Origin of the sequence: Nodosilinea sp. FACHB-131 (assembly GCF_014695395.1) — a bacterium.
Lineage (GTDB): Bacteria > Cyanobacteriota > Cyanobacteriia > Phormidesmidales > Phormidesmidaceae > Nodosilinea.
The window spans coordinates 94,918-111,883 of record NZ_JACJOF010000027.1 but is presented as its reverse complement, the minus strand read 5'-3'; the positions used below and the strand labels follow the sequence as shown (position 1 = coordinate 111,883).

General features: G+C 58.2%; 17 protein-coding genes. 10 read left to right on the top strand and 7 right to left on the bottom strand.

Annotated features, from left to right (window positions below; translation table 11 throughout):
- Positions 1–65 precede the first annotated feature (65 nt).
- Together H6F75_RS16900 and H6F75_RS16895 are read left to right on the top strand one after the other, a co-directional pair.
- A complete protein-coding gene (locus H6F75_RS16900) occupies positions 66–1,394 on the top strand; it encodes a leucine-rich repeat-containing protein kinase family protein (protein WP_199303990.1) in 1,329 nt (442 codons plus the stop codon).
- A 241-nt stretch (positions 1,395–1,635) separates the two neighbouring features.
- Entirely contained in the window at positions 1,636–2,379 is a 744-nt protein-coding gene (locus tag H6F75_RS16895) for a toll/interleukin-1 receptor domain-containing protein (RefSeq protein ID WP_190753632.1), read from the top strand.
- Positions 2,380–2,384: 5 nt separating this feature from the next.
- Here H6F75_RS16895 and H6F75_RS16890 read toward each other — a convergent pair whose 3' ends face one another.
- Positions 2,385–3,167, bottom strand: a complete 783-nt coding sequence (locus tag H6F75_RS16890) for an ABC transporter permease (RefSeq protein WP_190753631.1) — start codon at positions 3,165–3,167, stop codon at positions 2,385–2,387.
- The gene (locus H6F75_RS16885; protein WP_190753630.1) at positions 3,167–3,955 is read right to left on the bottom strand and encodes an ABC-2 family transporter protein; all 789 of its coding nucleotides are present in this window, start codon (positions 3,953–3,955) and stop codon (positions 3,167–3,169) included. Before H6F75_RS16885 ends, H6F75_RS16890 begins: the two co-directional genes overlap by 1 nt.
- Positions 3,956–4,167: 212 nt before the next feature.
- Here H6F75_RS16885 and H6F75_RS28535 point away from each other — a divergent pair, with 212 nt between their 5' ends.
- The 4 genes from H6F75_RS28535 to H6F75_RS16870 all read left to right on the top strand — a co-directional run bounded on the left by H6F75_RS28535 (position 4,168) and on the right by H6F75_RS16870 (position 8,742).
- On the top strand, positions 4,168–4,296 hold the full coding sequence (locus H6F75_RS28535; protein WP_277874273.1) for a hypothetical protein: 129 nt from the start codon (positions 4,168–4,170) through the stop codon (positions 4,294–4,296).
- Between the two features lie 409 nt (positions 4,297–4,705).
- Entirely contained in the window at positions 4,706–5,452 is a 747-nt protein-coding gene (locus H6F75_RS16880) for a TVP38/TMEM64 family protein (protein WP_190753629.1), read from the top strand.
- A gap of 99 nt (positions 5,453–5,551) precedes the next feature.
- On the top strand, positions 5,552–7,174 hold the full coding sequence (locus tag H6F75_RS16875; protein WP_242020074.1) for a mechanosensitive ion channel domain-containing protein: 1,623 nt from the start codon (positions 5,552–5,554) through the stop codon (positions 7,172–7,174).
- A 350-nt stretch (positions 7,175–7,524) separates the two neighbouring features.
- Positions 7,525–8,742 carry a hypothetical protein gene (locus H6F75_RS16870; protein WP_190753628.1) on the top strand — a complete coding sequence of 406 codons (1,218 nt, stop codon included), beginning with the start codon at positions 7,525–7,527 and terminating at the stop codon, positions 8,740–8,742.
- Positions 8,743–8,833: 91 nt separating this feature from the next.
- On the opposite strand, the gene thyX is transcribed toward H6F75_RS16870, so the two are convergent.
- The 4 genes from thyX to H6F75_RS16850 all read right to left on the bottom strand — a co-directional run bounded on the left by thyX (position 8,834) and on the right by H6F75_RS16850 (position 12,657).
- Positions 8,834–9,556 (bottom strand): FAD-dependent thymidylate synthase, encoded by a 723-nt coding sequence (gene thyX / locus H6F75_RS16865; RefSeq protein ID WP_190753627.1) that lies wholly within the window; start codon positions 9,554–9,556, stop codon positions 8,834–8,836.
- Positions 9,557–9,605: 49 nt separating this feature from the next.
- Entirely contained in the window at positions 9,606–10,646 is a 1,041-nt protein-coding gene (locus tag H6F75_RS16860; RefSeq protein ID WP_190753626.1) for a hypothetical protein, read from the bottom strand.
- 170 nt (positions 10,647–10,816) lie between these two features.
- On the bottom strand, positions 10,817–11,902 hold the full coding sequence (locus H6F75_RS16855) for a DUF6765 family protein (protein ID WP_190753625.1): 1,086 nt from the start codon (positions 11,900–11,902) through the stop codon (positions 10,817–10,819).
- 170 nt (positions 11,903–12,072) lie between these two features.
- Positions 12,073–12,657, bottom strand: a complete 585-nt coding sequence (locus H6F75_RS16850; protein ID WP_190753624.1) for a PsbP-related protein — start codon at positions 12,655–12,657, stop codon at positions 12,073–12,075.
- Between the two features lie 48 nt (positions 12,658–12,705).
- Between H6F75_RS16850 and H6F75_RS16845 the strand changes: the two genes are divergently transcribed.
- Complete coding sequence (locus tag H6F75_RS16845) at positions 12,706–12,873, top strand: hypothetical protein (RefSeq protein ID WP_190753623.1); 168 nt, start codon at positions 12,706–12,708, stop codon at positions 12,871–12,873.
- Positions 12,851–13,729, top strand: coding sequence for a 16S rRNA (cytidine(1402)-2'-O)-methyltransferase (rsmI, locus tag H6F75_RS16840; RefSeq protein WP_190753622.1), 879 nt, complete (start codon positions 12,851–12,853; stop codon positions 13,727–13,729). Before H6F75_RS16845 ends, rsmI begins: the two co-directional genes overlap by 23 nt.
- A gap of 436 nt (positions 13,730–14,165) precedes the next feature.
- Here the strand turns inward: rsmI and H6F75_RS16835 are convergent, their stop codons facing one another.
- Entirely contained in the window at positions 14,166–15,287 is a 1,122-nt protein-coding gene (locus H6F75_RS16835) for a peptidase M42 (RefSeq protein ID WP_190753621.1), read from the bottom strand.
- A gap of 265 nt (positions 15,288–15,552) precedes the next feature.
- On the opposite strand from H6F75_RS16835, the gene H6F75_RS16830 reads away from it, so the two are divergent.
- Both H6F75_RS16830 and cysK read left to right on the top strand, forming a co-directional pair.
- Positions 15,553–15,987: an Rrf2 family transcriptional regulator gene (locus H6F75_RS16830; protein WP_073609073.1), complete on the top strand. Its 435-nt coding sequence runs from the start codon at positions 15,553–15,555 to the stop codon at positions 15,985–15,987.
- Between the two features lie 9 nt (positions 15,988–15,996).
- Entirely contained in the window at positions 15,997–16,959 is a 963-nt protein-coding gene (cysK, locus tag H6F75_RS16825; RefSeq protein ID WP_190753620.1) for a cysteine synthase A, read from the top strand.
- Positions 16,960–16,966 lie beyond the last annotated feature (7 nt).

The following is a 16,966-nucleotide window of genomic DNA, read 5'->3' as shown; positions in this document are numbered from 1 at the left end:
TTTCATACGTGTAACTCGGAAGAAATGCCACATTAGGCGTGGACACTCGATCCGAGGCTACACACATGCTCAATCTGGAAATGCGGCGCCCCCTCAGTGTCGGTTTCGAACCGCTGCATTTGCGCCCTGGCACTCGGCGACTCAACCTGGCGGCAGGGCTAACGACCTTTCCAGAAGAAATTCTTGAGCTAGCAGACAGCCTTGAGGTCCTGGATCTATCGAACAACGCTCTGTCCACCCTGCCCGACAGCTTTGCTCAGCTGCGCAACCTGCGGGTGGCCTTCTTTAGCAACAACGCCTTTGAGGTGTTGCCCGAGGTGCTGGCCCACTGTCCTAACCTGTCGATGATTGGGTTTAAGGCCAACCAAATCACCACCGTGCCCGCTGGGGCGTTACCCCTAGCCACCCGCTGGCTGATCTTGACCGATAACCGCATCGAGTCGCTGCCCGAGTCCATTGGCCAGCTCACCAGGCTGCAAAAGCTGATGCTGGCTGGCAACCAGCTGCGGGCTCTGCCAGAGAGTCTAGCCAACTGCCAAAATTTGGAGCTAGTGCGCCTTGCTGCCAACCAGCTTGAGGTCCTTCCTCCTCAGCTGCTCGCCCTGCCACGCCTGAGCTGGCTGGCCTACGCCGGCAACCCTTTCTGCCAAGGTTGGGGCAGCGAGCCCATACCGCTACCTCAAATTGCCTGGGACGATCTGACGGTGGGCGACATCCTCGGGGAGGGGGCCTCTGGTGTAATTTCGCGCGGCACTTGGCGGCAGGGTCAGGATGAAATGCCCGTTGCCCTCAAGCTATTCAAAGGCGCGATTACCAGTGACGGCCTGCCCGAAGACGAAATGCGGGCCTGCATGGCGGCGGGGGCACACCCGAACCTGGTTGGTCCCCTGGGCCAAATTGTCGCGCATCCCGAGCAGAAACCTGGGCTGGTGCTGCCGCTGGTTGACCCTAGCTACCGGGTAATGGGCGCCCCTCCTAGCCTAGAGAGCTGCACCCGTGACACCTACCCCATAGACGCCACCTTTTCCCTAGAGGCGGCTGTGGGCATTGCGCTTGGGGTAGCTGCCGCTGCCGCCCATTTGCATCGACGGGGCATTCTTCACGGCGATCTGTATCCTCACAACACCCTGGTTAATGCGGCGGGAGACGCCTGCTTGAGCGACTTTGGGGCGGCTAGCTTCTACGACCGGGCGGGGCAGGCCGCTCCGGCCCTAGAGCGTTTGGAGGTACGGGCCTTTGGCTGCCTGCTGGAGGATTTGCTCGATCGCTGCCCCGCCGCTTCTAAGCCAGCGCTGCGACTGCGCCAGCTACAGCACGCCTGCATGCGGCCTGAGGTGCTGGCTCGTCCAGCCTTTGATGACGTGCTGGATGAGCTGGTGGCCTTGGCTCCCTGAGGCCGGGCTTGCCAGGGCTTGGCCTACAGGTGGACGCCGTCACAGCCTTGGCCTTACCTTTAATTGCGTCAGCAAACGGATGCGGCTTGAGGGAGTAGGTGTATCCAGCGATAGCAAGCCGATTTAAAAAAATGGGTATCCTCAAGGCGCGGGCAGTTGGAGCAGCAACCCCAGGCAACGCACGGCTCGTTGGCCAGTCTGGGCACAGGGTTTGAGTGCATTGCAAGCATAGGTACAGCTTTTGAACAACGCAAATGTTGCTGGCCACGGCCAGTCTGCCACTGACCCAACGGCTCAGGTATTTTTGGCTTACGCGGTCGAAGATGGTTGCCGCGCTCCTGGGGACGCGATCGCTGGGCCCGGTGGGGCCAAGGCGGTAGAGGCGTTGCGCCAGCTGCTAGCCCAGGCTCAAATTAGCTACCGGCAAAGCCCCTACCCCTGGCCTGCTGACGCCGACCCCGAAGTGATCATCTCTCGGGCGGCCGAGGCTTGCGATAACTATGTGCTGGTGCTGTCGCCTTACACCCTGGCCGATGTCTTTTGTCTACAGGGGCTGCTGTTTGCCCTCAGCCTGAACAAACGCATTGTGCCGGTGCTGATCGAAACCGTCTCTGCCCAGCACCTGCCTGAGCCCTTACAAACCCTTGAGACTATCGACCTGCGGACCAGGTCAGTGCCCCTGGCGCAGACTGACGGAGGCCGCCAGCTTTTGCAAACTCTGCACCACGCCGCTGACTACCACCAGGCCCACACCCAACTTTTGGTCAGAGCCTTGGCATGGGAGCGACAGCAGCGCCACCCAGATCTACTGCTTCAGGGTGATGAGCTGGCTCAATACCAACGCTGGCTGGTGCAGGCCAACGGGCGGTCGCACCATCGACCCATTCAGCTACAAGCCCTATATATTGCTGAAAGTGCCCGCCACAGCGCTGACCAGGGCGGTGCCGTAGCTTTAGGCATGGGCTGGATCAGGCGCTGGCTGTAGCTGACCTAGCTTGATGCGCTGGTGTAAAACCGCAGGGCAAATCGCCAAAACCGATTCGCCACCACCATCAGCACCGTCGCCAGCAGCGCCGAAGCCAGCAGCCAGCCACGCCCGCCCTGGTTGAGCATGGTCTGGGCCGGTACGGTCGTCAAGAACGCCACCGGCACCACAAAGGTGAAAAATGCTCGGTAGGCCACTGGGTAGGCGGCGATCGGGAACCGTCCCGCCTCTAGCAGCCCCCGCAGCACCTCGGTGACGTTGTAGATTTTGACAAACCAAATGCTGGTGGCCCCCAGCATAAACCACAGGCTGTAGAGAGTAAGCGCCCCAAACAGCAGGGGCAAGGTCGCCAGGGCGTAATCGGCCCAGCCCAGGCCTAGGCGTGTGCCGCCGTAGCCAATCATCACTAGGCCAAACAGCACGTCGGGCAGGCCCCAGGGCGAGATCACTCGGGTCGAAAGCCAAAACTGCGAGCTAATCGGCTTCAGCAGCACAAAGTCGAGGGTGCCCTGCTGCACCTGGCTGACGATTTTGTTGAGGTTGGGAATCAGCACCGTGGCCGCAAAACCTTGCAGCACGGTAAATAGCCCCAGCACTAGCAAGGCGGCTTCCCAGCTCCAGCCGGCAAACTCGTAGCCGGTACGATAGAACAAAAACAGGCCAAACAAGCTGCCCACCAGCCCGCCCAGACTAATCAGGGCGGTGACCAAAAAGTTGAGGCGGTACTCGAGCTCGGCAGCGATCGCCGTACCCCAAAACAGTCGCAGCACCTTCCAATAGCGCTCCATTAGGCCCCCATGCCAGAATATTGCTTCAGTCCCCGCCGCCACAGCCAGCGGTTTAGCCCCCAAAACAGCGCCGACCAGAGCACCATCGCCGCAAACCCTTGCGCTACATGGTTGGGGCGGTTAATCAGCAGACTGGCCGGAAAATAAATTAAGTAAGGAAATGGCGTCCATAGCACCACCTCTCGTACCGCGTCAGGAAAGAGGGAGAGGGGAGCGATCATGCCCGATAGGAATGTGTAGAGCAAAAACCAAAACTGCTCCAGGGCACTAGCCCGTTCCGTCCAAAAGGCCGCCAGGGCAAAGGTGTACTGCATGAGAAACCGCAGGCAAAAAGCCAGGGCGATCGCCAGCAGCCCCAGCAGCAGATTGCCCAGACTGGGCAGCCAGGCGGCATAGGGGTAGAGCAGCAAAAACAGCCCCACCAGCAAAAAGGCGAAGGGCAGCCGGGCAAAGCGTTCTGACACGTGGCTAAAAAAGTGCCGCCAAGCCGGGTCTATCGGCTGCAACAGATAGGGCGACAGCCGCCCTTCCACTACCTCCCGCTCAAATTCCCAGATCACCCAAACGACGGTGAACTGTCGCACCAAGAACACCGCCAAGAAATATTGCACCAGCTCGGTCGGACTGAGGTCGAACTGGTTGCCCTGGGCCGCTTCTACCCACAGGCCCATGAGAATTAGCGGAAAGGTGCCGGACAGCACCCAAAACACCAGCTCAGCTCGGTATTCCACCATGTAGGCGTAGTATACCGACAGCATGACGCGGGAAATTTTCAGCGCTTGTTTCACTATACTTTCACTAAGGGAGGCTCCTCGTTGGCCTTGATCCTACCAGGATGCACTGGGCTGAGGGAGAACAAGGCACGACGGTCTGTCGATGGGCAGATATTTTCCAAAGTTTGATGTTTTCTGCAGATGGCTTTAACTCTTTTCTCAAAAGAAAAGATATGCTTGAAATTGTATTCGGTAACTTTAGATACAGATTTTTTGGAGTGTTCGCTATGTTATCTACTCAAGAGCAGGCTCGACAGCTATTGGCCCGCACCCGTCAGCAGCAGCAGCATCGTCGGGCCAACATGCTAGGACGTTCTACCCACGAAGTTTTGCCTTCCGAGACCCCTCAGGCCTAGGCCATAGTCCTCGGCTTAATGCCCTACCTATTGAGCGATTGGACAGTTGGCCCCATGTCACTCAGCAGAGACTCGGGCTAGCTTAACCGCTCATTAACCCCGGCGATCGCCCCCACAACCATGATGAACGTGAACTAACCATGCATTTTTGCAATGCGGTTCGCACCTGACTCATCTTTGGCCCAGCGATCGCTGGGCCTTTTTTATGCCTTAAACTCCTTGAGATCACAGAGCCGAGTTCCACTCCCTAGGTCCTAACAGGTCACTTTCGAAGGGGGAACAGCTGTTGCTCTCTTGCAGGCGAGCGGCGATCAGGGCGGTGCTAGTTGCACAACGTTCCATTATCTCCCTTAAGATCAAGTCTTCCAGACCTAATTCGCGCCCGCTGTTAGTGAGAGTGCTTCGCTTTATGTTCTGGTTGAGTATTGCGTTAGTGATTGCCCCAGCAGCCCTCGCCTTAGCTCAAACTCTGGCCCAGGGATCCGGGGCAGACCCGTCGTTTTTTGCGTCGCTTCAGCAGCAGCTAGTGCAGGCGCTTGCCTGGATTGACGGTTTGGGGGCGATCGCACCCCTAGCCTTCATCCTGCTCTACATCGTGATTACCGTTGCCTTTGTGCCCGCCTCAATCGTAACATTGGGGGCCGGCGTGGTGTTTGGGGTGCTTAAAGGAGCGGCCCTGGTGTTTATTGGGGCTATGCTGGGGGCCACGGCAGCGTTTTTGGTGGGTCGTTACGTGGCGCGGGGTTGGGTCGCTAACAAAATCGCCAACAACCCTCGCTTTCAGGCCATTGACGATGCGATCGCGAAAGACGGACGCAAGATCATCTTGCTGCTGCGGCTGTCGCCGGTATTTCCCTTCAACCTGCTCAACTATTCTCTAGGGCTCAGCCAAATTTCCCTCAAAGACTATGTGGTGGGTACGGTAGGCATTTTGCCCGGCACGGTGATGTACGTCTACCTGGGCTCGCTGGTGGGCAACCTGGCTACCCTGGGGACTGACAGCAGCCAACCCCCTGAGGCTGCCACGGTGCAGTGGGTCATTCGCACTGTGGGCCTAGTGGCTACGGTGGCCGTAACCCTCTACATCACCCGCATTGCCCGCCGCGCCCTCAATCAGGCCCTCCCCAAAGAGTCAGCTTCTCCAGAAAACCCATAGTTAGCCAATCACGCGCTACCCTCCCACTCCCTACTCTCCCACTCCCTACCCCCTCGTCCGCTATGCTGGTGTCGGTGTTTCGGGTCTAGACGCATGCCAATGGCAATCAACCCGATGAGTTGGCTAGGCCGTCTGGTCTGGGGAATTGTGCTAGCGCTGGTGCTACATGGGGCCATGGCAGGGCCAGGAATGGCTCAGGCCGTCGACACCGAGCCGGTATTTATAGATGGCCTTTTTCTGTTTGAGGTACCCGCCGCAGGAGACCTCACCGCCGTGGAGCGGGCGCTGGCCATTGAGATCAACCTGGAATCTTTGATAGAAGACGCCAACCCAGTGCTGGTGCGCACCGAAACCCGCAGCGCTGGGGAATCAGGAGGGAGTAACCCAATCATTTTTGCGGGCGATCGCTACATCATGACAGTCACCAGCGCTGATGCCGCCGTGGGCGGAGCCGGTACGCCTCAGATCCAGGCCAATCGCTGGGCCGACGCCTTGGCTGGCGCCCTCAAGCAGGCTCGCGCCGAACGCCAATCAGGCTTTTTGACCCAGGCGCTGACCAGGGCTCTAGCCGCCCTGGCCGCCGCTTTATTACTCCATGGCCTGACGGGATGGCTGTGGCACCGCTGGCTCAAGCCGCTGCTTGAGCGTTTATCCTTTTGGCCCACCGACTCAGAGCACCACAGCACCGGGCTGAAGCTGTTGTTTCGGCTGACGCTGGTTTTGGTGCGCGGGGCGGTGTGGTTTACGGCGGTAGGCTACATTGCCAAGCTGTTTCCCCTCACACGCCGGGTGAGCTACCGAGTGTCGAGCAGTTTGCAGGAGGGCCTGTTTGACCGCAGCGTGCTGCTGGGCAGCCGATCTTACTCGCTGTTTGATTTGCTGATGGTCATGGCCACCCTGCTGGCGTTAGTGGTGATTGCCAGTACCTTGACCAATCTGATGCGATCGCGGGTGTTGCAGGTCACCGGCATCAGCCTTGCCGCCCAAGAAGCGATCTCAGTGCTCTCGAAATACACCCTAATTTTGCTGGGCACCGTGGTCGTGCTTCAGCTCTGGGGCATCGATCTCAGCTCCATCGCTCTGATCGCCAGCGGTCTGGGGATTGGGGTGGGCCTGGGCCTGCAGGGGCTAGTTAAAGACTTTGTCAGTGGTCTCGTACTGGTGTTTGAGCGCCCGGTGCAGGTAGGTGACTTCGTTGATTTTGGCCAGGTCAAAGGCACCGTGGCTCGCATTGGCTCGCGCAGCACCGAGATTCGCACCCTCGACCATGTCTCAATCATCGTGCCCAACTCCCGTTTTTTAGACTCGGAAGTGATTAACTGGAGCCACGGCAACCCCGTATCGCGCATTCGTCTGCCGGTGGGGGTGGCCTACAGCGCTGACCCCCAGCAGGTCAAGGTCGCCCTGCTCGAAGCCTGCCAAAAAAACCAGGAAATTTTGACGACTCCCGCCCCCCAGGTATTTTTTCTGGGCTTTGGCGACAGCGCCCTCAACTTTGAGCTACTGGTGTGGATTGCCCAGCCCAGCCGCCAGCTGGTGATCAAAAGCGACCTGTACTTTGTCATCGAGGCTAGCCTACGCCACCACGATATTGAGGTGCCGTTTCCCCAGCGCGACCTACACATTCGTTCGGGGTACTTACCAACGTCTCGCCCATTGGAGGCACAGCAGTATTTGGATCAGGCGGCCAACGAGTCAGCCCATGGGTCAGAGGAGGCCTAGCAATATCGTTGCTTTCCGTAAGGCCGGACCGAGGCGGATCGTTCTCCCGGTGGTCACAACCATAGAGGCCTAATGCTGAATGCTGGTTGACGCTCCTTGCTGAAGTAGGAAAAAAGACGGGTTTTCCGGTGGAGGCGACCTCTTTTTAAGCTGAGGCAATTGACTTTAGACTTAGTTTGATCATGGTGAACCGCGGCGTTTTGAAGGGCAGCAAAAAAAAGGAGCGCTTTAGGGAAAGTTAGCTAAAATTACAGCCGTATTTGCAGAGAAACCGGGGTTCTATACCCGCACGTTCCCGAATTGGTCGCCTAACGGGTTTCTCGAGTGAGGAGTATAGGGAGCTAATTTTCATGAAACCAGTCTGGCCCATTGTCCCCCTTAGCCGCTGGTCGAAGCGGCTGTTTAAGTCGCTTGCGCTGTTTATTACCTCGGTTTTTCTGGTTACTGGCCTATCGGTGCCTGGTTACAGTGCAGCTCAGCCCCCAGCGCTGACGCCCAACACCGCTGCCGAGGCCGGATTGGATATATTGATGGCTCAGGAACCGAACACCTCGGGCAACGCCACCCTCTACTTTGAAACCGCTACCTTTACCGTTAGCGTCTTTCCCAGGAATTCTCAAACCCTGCGGATGAATGTCTACAACCGTGATACCCGCCTGTCTGAGCAGCTCAATGCTCCCGTTACCCGCCGCGACGGAATTATTAGTAGCGAGTGGATAAGCTATGACAGCTTTGGCTCGCGTGCAGGCCGCAACGTTGTCTACCGGGCTAGTGGCAACCTAAGTAACAACCAGGCCCGCCTCGAAATTGTTGATCTTTCCACCAGTTCCATCTTGCTTAGCCAAAACAGCACCAGCGTTCGAGACTTTTTCCTTCCCGGAGCCAACCCTAACCCTAACCCTAACCCTGGGCAGGGCGACCTGCTCAACCGCACGCTTGTGGGCTTTGATACCCAAAATCACTCGGTTCGGGTGTTTAACGACAGCGGCGTAACCAAGATGAATGTTTACAACAGAGTCTCTGGTCAGGCGCTGGTCAATGGTCTGACTGCCACCGCAGAAGCCACTGAGGCTGCCCCCTACCGATGCTGGGTCAACTACTTTGGCGGTCAAAGTTTTGGCGGTGCTGCGGCCCGCTACTTCATTCGAGTCAGCGGTGATGGACAGGCACGGCTGGATGTGATTGCCCCCAATAACGGGGTGTTACTGTCAGAACCTAGAATCAACTCTGCGCCTCTGGTGACTAATATTCCCCAGGCCGATCGCCCCGCTTGTTTTGGTGGCGGTAGCACCGTGCCCGATGGGGCTGGCCTAGCGCCTTTTGTGGTCGCCGTCTTTGGTGGTGACAATGAACTCCAGCAGGTGCGCCGGGTGCTACCCAGTGGCAGCAGCCAGGGTGTAGGTGGTTTGACCTGCGTAATCAACCCTCGCTTTGAGAATGCGCCCCAGGGTCAATTCATCAATGCGGCTGAGTGTACCGATCGCAACGATGCCGGTGCTGTAGTCAGCTTCCTGCGCGGTCGCGGCCTCAACTCTCGTCTGGTCTACCGCAACTTCCGGTACCGCTAGGGTCGAGTAGCTGAGTTTCCTATTCAGCTATCCAAAATCTCACACAAAAAAGGGGAGACGACACCGTCTCCCCTTTTTTGTGTTCATTGCTTTAGGGGGCCAGGCGGGCCTTTTTGAGCCGGTTCTCTTCGTACCAGGCGGCGATCGCCGGTACCCAGGCCGTAAAGTGGGGCCAGATTTCTTCACACATTTTCTGCGCTTCGAGCTGGGCGTCGGCCTTCCAGCGCAGGTCGAGCAGGTGCATCACCGATCGCACGTTGGCCGACATCACCCAGTGCTGACGAATATCGAAGGGAATTAGCCCTCGGGCATGCTCTTCGGCAAAGCCCTGGTCGATGCGGGTTTTGTAGCGGCGGCTGGCTTCCAGGCACCAGTCGAGATCTTGCTGGCGAGCCTCAGGGGTGTATTCGTACTTCTTGCCCTGGCGATCGGTGTAGTAGCCTAGGGGCCGTAGGTAAAAGACCTCTTCGACCTCGCGTTTGCCATCGACTACATCCAAAATGCGCTGGCCGGTATATCGAAAACTCTGCACATCGAACGAAACGCCCACGCGATGAGTACGAATCTGCTGCATGGTGCTGTGGGGAAACCAGCCGACATTAAACACAATCTGGGGATGCTCCAGCGGGCCGTAGTGGCCACGCCCACCCTTGAGCAGGCTAGTGACTAAGATTTCGCCGCAGCGCTCTTCGCTGGGCCAAGTCTCGCGATCGTGCGCCACAAAGCCCTCGGCGTAGTCTTGGTGCATGGCGGCATACATGGTCTGTTGAGGGTTTGGGGTCTGGGAAATGACCTCAACGGTGAAGCGATCCATAGCGCAGATTTCCGGGAATTAAGCGATCCATAGCTTAGGTTTCCAGGAGTTAAATGTCTAGGTATTCCTCATATTCGACCACGACTCGTCGTTCCTTGAAGACAGGCGAGGGCGAACGGGTTAGTTCTGTGGTAGATGCCTCTGTTGAGGATGCTGGGGCCTGGTATGAACTGTTCTGCTCAAGGGATGCTTCTAAATGCCCCGAGTCCGAAGGCTTGAGGGATTCTGAAATGCCTGGTTCTGCAACAAATTGAGTTTCTAATTCTGGCTGTTTCAGCTCAGCAGCGTCGGGCGCAAAGTCTACAGCGAAGACAGTGGCGGAGCTTGGCGGCAGTGGCTTGGCCGATCGCAGCAAGCTCTGCCCCTCTTCTAGAGCCGATCGCACGATCGCATCACTCTCTTGGCCCAGCCGCAGTTGGAAGCAGTCGAGTAGGTGCGATCGCACCGACATCCCCGCCAGATACTCTTCATCGGCCTGAGCCAGGCGCACCAGCCGTCGCACCGCCACCAACCGCTTCAGCGGGTCAGGGTGGCTCAGCAGACCCAGGTTGTGCTCTACCTGAGCTATGGGGGCAGCATCCCACAGGTCATCGTTGCGCTCTGTCGAACGGGACGATCGCAGTAGTGCCCCTACCGCAAACAGCGCTAGGGCCCCCTGTCCGGTGAGCAGTAGTGCCATCAGCAGCGAGTGGGTGCTGTGCCACAGAGCAGTAAAGGTATAGGTGCTGACTCCTGTGACCAAACCCAACATCAACGCCTGCTGCTGTGGGGTAGCCGGCAGCGGCAGCCCTTGCTGAAGACGCTGCATCAACCCCTTACGCTGGCGCGGCGAGAGCTGCAAGATCTGCTGATAGGCCACCAGCCCGATCCCTGCCGAGAGCACCAAGGCACCGTTGACCAGGCCTAGGGCCAAGCTACCCATACCCAAGCCCCACATCTGAGGATGCTTGAGCAGCAGCGATCGCCCTGCATAGCTGCTAGACCACGGCAGCGACAACCGCCACCCCCGGCGCAGCAGCGCTGACTTAGAGCGCGGGGACGGCGGCGGTGAAACATCCAGAGCGGGTCGAGGGATAACGGGAGAAACCACGGGAAGCTGTTGTAGGCGTGATGAATCAAGGTTTAGCATAGCCTGCCCCCCTTGTCTTAAGCTCCTTTTTGCAGGAAAACTAAAAGCTCCAACCCTCAACAGCTGTCTAATGATTGCTAACGGCTAACCCCCTGACCTCCCCATCTTCCCCACCCTCTCACTTCTCGCCCCTACGCCACACAAATCCCGTACTGGGGCAGCAAATCGTGGATGACATAAAAATGATGGGCTCGCAGGGCGTCGTGGAAGAGCTTCCAGTTGCTGGTTAAAAAGTGGGGAGAGTAGGGTAGGCGAGCGTCTTTGCGATGGCCCAGGGCCGGTCTTTGACCATCGCCCTCACCGACGATGCCCAAAGCATTGTGTTTCCAAGATCCGTAGCCGCTGGCGATATAGCTCACCTGGGCAGGGCCAAAGCTAAAAGAACCTTGGGCGATGTGGTCTATCCACTGGTAATGGCGACAGGTGCCCTCCCCCAGGGTGGTTTCAAACAGCATCGCGATTTTGTCTTTGTCGGTCGTTAATAGCCCCGGCACATCGGCATCGGCATCCCCCAATCGGTAGCGCTGCATGGCTTTGCAGAGTTCATTCGCCGCTGCCAAATAGTCTTTGGGGTTGTCGCGCATAATTTTTTCGCCTCGACCATTGGTGTAGCCCCAGCGCAGGTAGGGTTTGTCGGGGTTGCTCAGCACCGTGCCGTGGCCCAGGGGCAGTGCTCCGCCAATAAAAAAGCCCTTGAGTCGATCCATCAAACTTTGGTCGGGCCTGTTGTTGCCATCGACCAGATCGCGGGCGCTATTGATTTCGTGGCTGACCCCGGCAAAGCCCTGGTGGGCCCAGGTATCGGCAAACACGTGCATGGTAATGCCCAGGCGGTGCAAAGCGTAGCTGCGGTAGCGCTGCTCAATGCATTCGCGCACCATGGTTTGGGCCACGGGGCTATTGGGTCGGCAGATCAGCTTTTCGATAAAGGTGCCGGGTGGGTCTTGCCCAGCCGGCAGACCGCCGTTGCCCGGCAAAAAGTGAAAGGGAATCCATACCTTGTAGTTGGCCAGCTCCTTGAAGTTGCGGTAGTCGAGCATTTTGTGGGCCGAGCTGATGCGATCGAACATCGCGCCATTGTCAAAGCGAATGAGCCCTGCCTGGGTGGAGTCATCGACGTATTGAGCGCTGTGGGCCACAATGTCGGCTTCGAGGTGCTCAAAGCCGGCCAAGCGGGCGCACACGTAGGTCACCCCATGGTGAAAATCAATTTGCATAACACTGCACGGCTAGCGGCGATCGCAGGGCAACAGGCCCCACAAGTAGGGTATGGGCTAGCGTGCCCTGCTAGCGTTAAGCATTGTGATGAGAGGGGCTAGGGTTTCAGGTTTAGGGTTCAGGGGGTGGCACCTTAGACCTAAAACCCTGCACCCTCCATCTCCCGCCGTCAGTTGTTTTGAGGCGTAGCGCTGGTGGCTTGCGATCGCGCAAAAGACTGGTGAATCGCGTTCAGCACCGGGTCAACATTGTCGGTGGAGTCGCCGTAGTAGCTAGTAATAGTGGCGGTGGCGGTGGGGTAGCCCACGTAGGTGATAAACGCGTTGGGTAACGCTTCAGGAATGCCGCTAATCCAGAGGCGCACAGCGGTAACCCCGTCGATAGTGATGGCATCGTAGCGGGTGACGGTGTAGCCATTGGCGCGCAGAGACTCTAGCGACTCGCCCACCACTTCGCGGGGGGGTGCCTCTTGCCAGGTGACCTCAGTACGCATGGCGGGCAGGCTGCCGCTGGCCCCGGCGCTGTCGGCCACGAGCTGGGGAGCCTCGGTCTGTTCGCTCACTTGCCACCCGGCTGGAAACGCAATGGAGAATAAATCTGCATAGCTAGTGGTCTCTAAAACCGGGGGAGCCTCGGCGGCAGGGGCGGCCTCAGCCGCTACTAACGGGTCTGCAGCCTGCGCCAGGGCAGGAGATAGGCCAACGGTCAGGGCCGCTGCTCCCAGTATTAAGGCCCAGGTTTTAAGTTGTCCCATCACGACTCTCCTGTGTACTGACTCAACCACTGCTGTTTAGTATGGCCCATGAATAAGGTAGGGCGACTGCCTCAAGGGCGAGACTTTGAGCGTCTTCTGGTGGTGGGTGTTTTGCCTTTGTCCCTAGTGGGAATGCAAGACCCGCTCACCCGCCAACGCTACACTAACCTCTTAGACCCCACTCTCTCTGCCCATGCCCCCGGCCCCCGACTCTGACCCCAAACCTGGCCATCTCTACGTGGTGGGCACGCCTTTAGGCAATCTCGAAGATATGACCTTTCGAGCGGTGCGAATGTTGCAGTCGGTCGATCTGATTGCCGCCGAAGACACCCGCCACACGGGCAAGCTGCTCCAGCACTTTCAAATCACTACACCGCAGATTAGCTACCACGAGCACAACCGTCACAGCCGCATCGGCGAGGTGCTGCACCACCTGCAATCGCGGCAGCACGCCGTAGCCCTAGTGTCAGATGCGGGGATGCCAGGAATCTCTGACCCCGGCTATGAACTGATCGCGGCCTGTGTTGCAGCGGACATTCCCGTAGTGCCAATTCCAGGGCCGACGGCGGCGATTACAGCGCTGTGCGTGGCGGGGTTGCCCAGCGATCGCTTCGTCTTCGAGGGCTTTTTGCCCCTTAAGGGTAAGGAAAGAACCACGCGACTAGAGGCGATCGCTCGCGAAGACCGCACCATTGTGCTCTATGAAGCACCCCATAAACTGCTCAAAACCCTGGAGGATTTGGTGGCTGCTTTGGGAGGCGATCGCCCCGTCACTTTAGGCCGCGAATTGACCAAACGATTCGAAGAATTTTGGCGTGGTACCTTGGATAGCGCTCTGGAGCATTACCAGGCTGAAGCGCCCAAAGGCGAGTTCACCGTCGTGATTCAGGGCGCACCGCGCGAAGCACCCGTCCTTTCAAATGAGGCCATCAGGGCAGAACTAGAAGAGTTACTGCGTCAGGGCATGTCTCGGGCCGATGCCAGCCGCCAGCTCGCCAAAGCCACCGGACAACCCAAGAAAGCGATCTACCAGCTTTCCCTGGGTATCGATACCGATGACCCCGCCAATTAGCGGGTTGACTTTAGCAATGTCAGCCCACGTACTGACGTTGCAACATAATGATATGCCCTAGCCAGCCGGCGCACTAACGGTTTGAGCCAGTGGTATACCATGCCCACTCGACGCATTGACGCTGCAGAGGTAGGACATGCTATATCCAGGTGACGCATTGGGTTGCGAAGGCAGGACATGCCATATCCACTCAATGTATTGACGTTGCAGAGATAGGAAACGCCATATTTAAGTGACGCATTAGCGTTACAGAGGGGCGCGATAGCAGGTGAAGTCTAGATTGAAACAGCCCAAGATGCCAAGGTTCAAGCCTATCGGACAGTTTTCGCTCTTCTATTTTCGTTCTTTTGCCATACGTCCTATCCTGCGATGACCCACACAGAACATCGCTGTCGGCTGAGGAGAGGCCATCGTCATTGTTCTTACGTCGCTAGCGTCAGTCCAGATAGGTCTGTAACAGGCGAATTACTGCCGCTACCGAGGCCAGCGATGCTGTCTCCGTCGCGGTATGGTACTCGGTGGTGGGAATTTGCAGCGTGGTGCCCGTCACTGATCCTTCTGTAGCGGCGGTGAGGCGACCCATCTCGGTGCGCCCCAGGGAGTAGGGCTTGGGGCGACTCAGGTTTTGATCGGCAATGTAGTCGTCTTTGTAGCTGTAGGCAATGTCGAGCTGATCGCAGCGATCGGCCAGCTCCTGGGTAATGCCGAGGGCAAAATCGGCGCTGGCGTCTTTGCGGCGCAGGGTGACGAGCTGCTGGTCGGCGGCCTTGCGGCTGTGGTAGGGGCTGGTGTCGAGGGCCACTAACCGCTGGGTCGAGAGGCGCTGCCGCTGAAACCACGACAGCGCATAGCGCCAGCTGCGGCCCGACTCTTCCTGGGCAGTGAATAGGGCCGTGCCCTCAAACCCACAGCGAAACAAAAAGATAATGATGGCGGCGCTAATCACATTGTCGAGCTGGGCCGAAATGTAGCCATCTTTAAATTGCAGGCGGTCTAAAAACGAGATTGGGGTGCCGGGTTGAAGGTAGTCGAGCCCATCGACCTCAAAGATCAGGTTTTTGCGCTCAGGGCAAATGTAGGAGTTGGTGATGATCCCCTGGCCAATGTAGGTGCCGGTGTAGGGTAGGTGGGCCTGCACCCGCTGACCCTGAAAGCGGTTCTCAATGGTGTGCAGCATTTGTTCAGACACCGAGTCGCCCGTCAACTCGCCCTGGTTGCCCGCAATAAAGGCAGCATATTGAAATTCGTTGGGGCCGGTGCAGAGTAGGCCGTGGCGATCGATGTGGGCCGACAGCATCAAGTCGTGGGGGCGGCGACCCTGGGCCACCAGCACGCCGTGGTAATAGCTGACCTCAGCCCCTACTTCATCTAGCTCGCGCCGCAGCACCCGAAAAAATGAGTCTTCGCTGCCTACCACCGAGGGTTCGCGAATCAGAAATTGCAGAATTTCAAGAAAATCGGCTAGGCCTTCTAGGGGCGCTGGGGCAGGGGCTAAAGTAGCCTGGGTAGAGGCAGTAGGGCCAACGAGTTGATCAACAACCAGGTTCAGTGGGCTCATAGAAAAGGGCCTGCCAGAGGTTTGCCTGCGGTGCTGAAAACGTGACTGGGAGGGGTGAGGCTGGGGCGATTGCTGGTGGAATAAACGCGATCGCCGCTATATCTATGTATCCCCGAACACCTTCCAGAACACTACCCTGAAGCTCTATGACGTTTAGTGAAACGCAATACAAATCCAGCAGTTTCTTCGCGATCGCATAATCCTGCAAACCCCAGTGGAGAACCGGAGTATAATGGACCGTATCGCTCTTTACCCCGCCTGCCCTGTGGATTTGTCTTCTAAAAGTGAATACGCTCTGCTAGCTCTGCTAGAGCTGAGCCCCCACTATGCCAGCGGCGAGCCGCTGCAAATTCGGCAGATTGCTAGCCAGCAGAATATTCCCGATCGCTATCTAGAGCAGCTGCTGGCTACCCTGCGCCGGGCGGGCTTGGTCAAGAGTCAGCGCGGGGCGCGGGGCGGCTATTTGCTGGCCCGTGATCCGTGGAAGATTACCCTCTATGATGTGGTGAGCTGCATAGAAGGGTTTGAGCCCCAGGCCGACCCCACCCAAGTGTCTAACACGCCAGAAGCGCAGGTTATTCAAGGCGTGTGGGGAGAGGTGCGCCAAGCCGCCGAGGGGGTGCTGCACAAATACACCTTGCAAGACATGGTCGAAAAGCGCAACGCCCAACAGCAAGTCGACATTATGTATTACATCTAGGCCAGGCCCATGCGAATTGCCGAAAACGTGACCCAACTCATTGGCCGCACCCCTCTGGTGCAGCTTAACCGCATTCCCCAAGAGGCCGGCTGTCTAGCTCGGCTGGTAGTCAAACTTGAGGGCATGAACCCCTCGTCCTCCGTCAAAGACCGCATCGGCATCAACATGATTGAGGCCGCCGAAGCCGAAGGGCTAATTACCCCTGGTAAAACTACCCTGGTCGAGCCCACCTCGGGCAACACCGGCATTGCCCTGGCCATGGCGGCGGCGGCGAAGGGCTACCGCCTAATTCTCACCATGCCTGAGACCATGAGCTCCGAGCGACGAGCCATGCTGCGGGCCTACGGGGCCGAGCTAGAACTCACTCCCGGCGTGGCCGGGATGTCGGGCTGCATTCAGCGCGCTCAAGACATTCTCGACACCCTGCCCGATGCCTACATGCTGCAACAGTTTCGCAACCCGGCCAACCCAGACATTCACCGCCGCACCACGGCTGAAGAAATTTGGGCTGACACCGATGGCCAGGTCGACATCCTGGTGGCCGGGGTGGGCACGGGCGGCACCATCACTGGCGTAGCCGATGTGCTGAAGCAGCGCAAGCCGGGCTTCAAGGCGATCGCCGTCGAACCCATCAACAGCCCAGTGCTGTCGGGCGGGCGGCCCGGCTCTCACAAAATTCAGGGCATTGGGGCCGGTTTCGTCCCTGAGGTGTTGAACGTGAGCCTGATCGACGAGGTGGTGCAGGTGGCCGATGAGGATGCGATCGCCTACGGTCGTCGCCTAGCCCGCGAAGAGGGTCTGCTCTCGGGCATTTCCACCGGGGCCGCCGTCAAGGCTGCTGTGGATGTAGGCTGCCGCGCCGAAAACGACGGCAAGCTGATTGTGATCATTCAGCCCAGTTTTGGCGAGCGCTACCTGAGCACGCCGCTGTTTCAAGACCCCGAGCTGATGGCTCCTCTGGTGATGAGCTAGTAGTCTG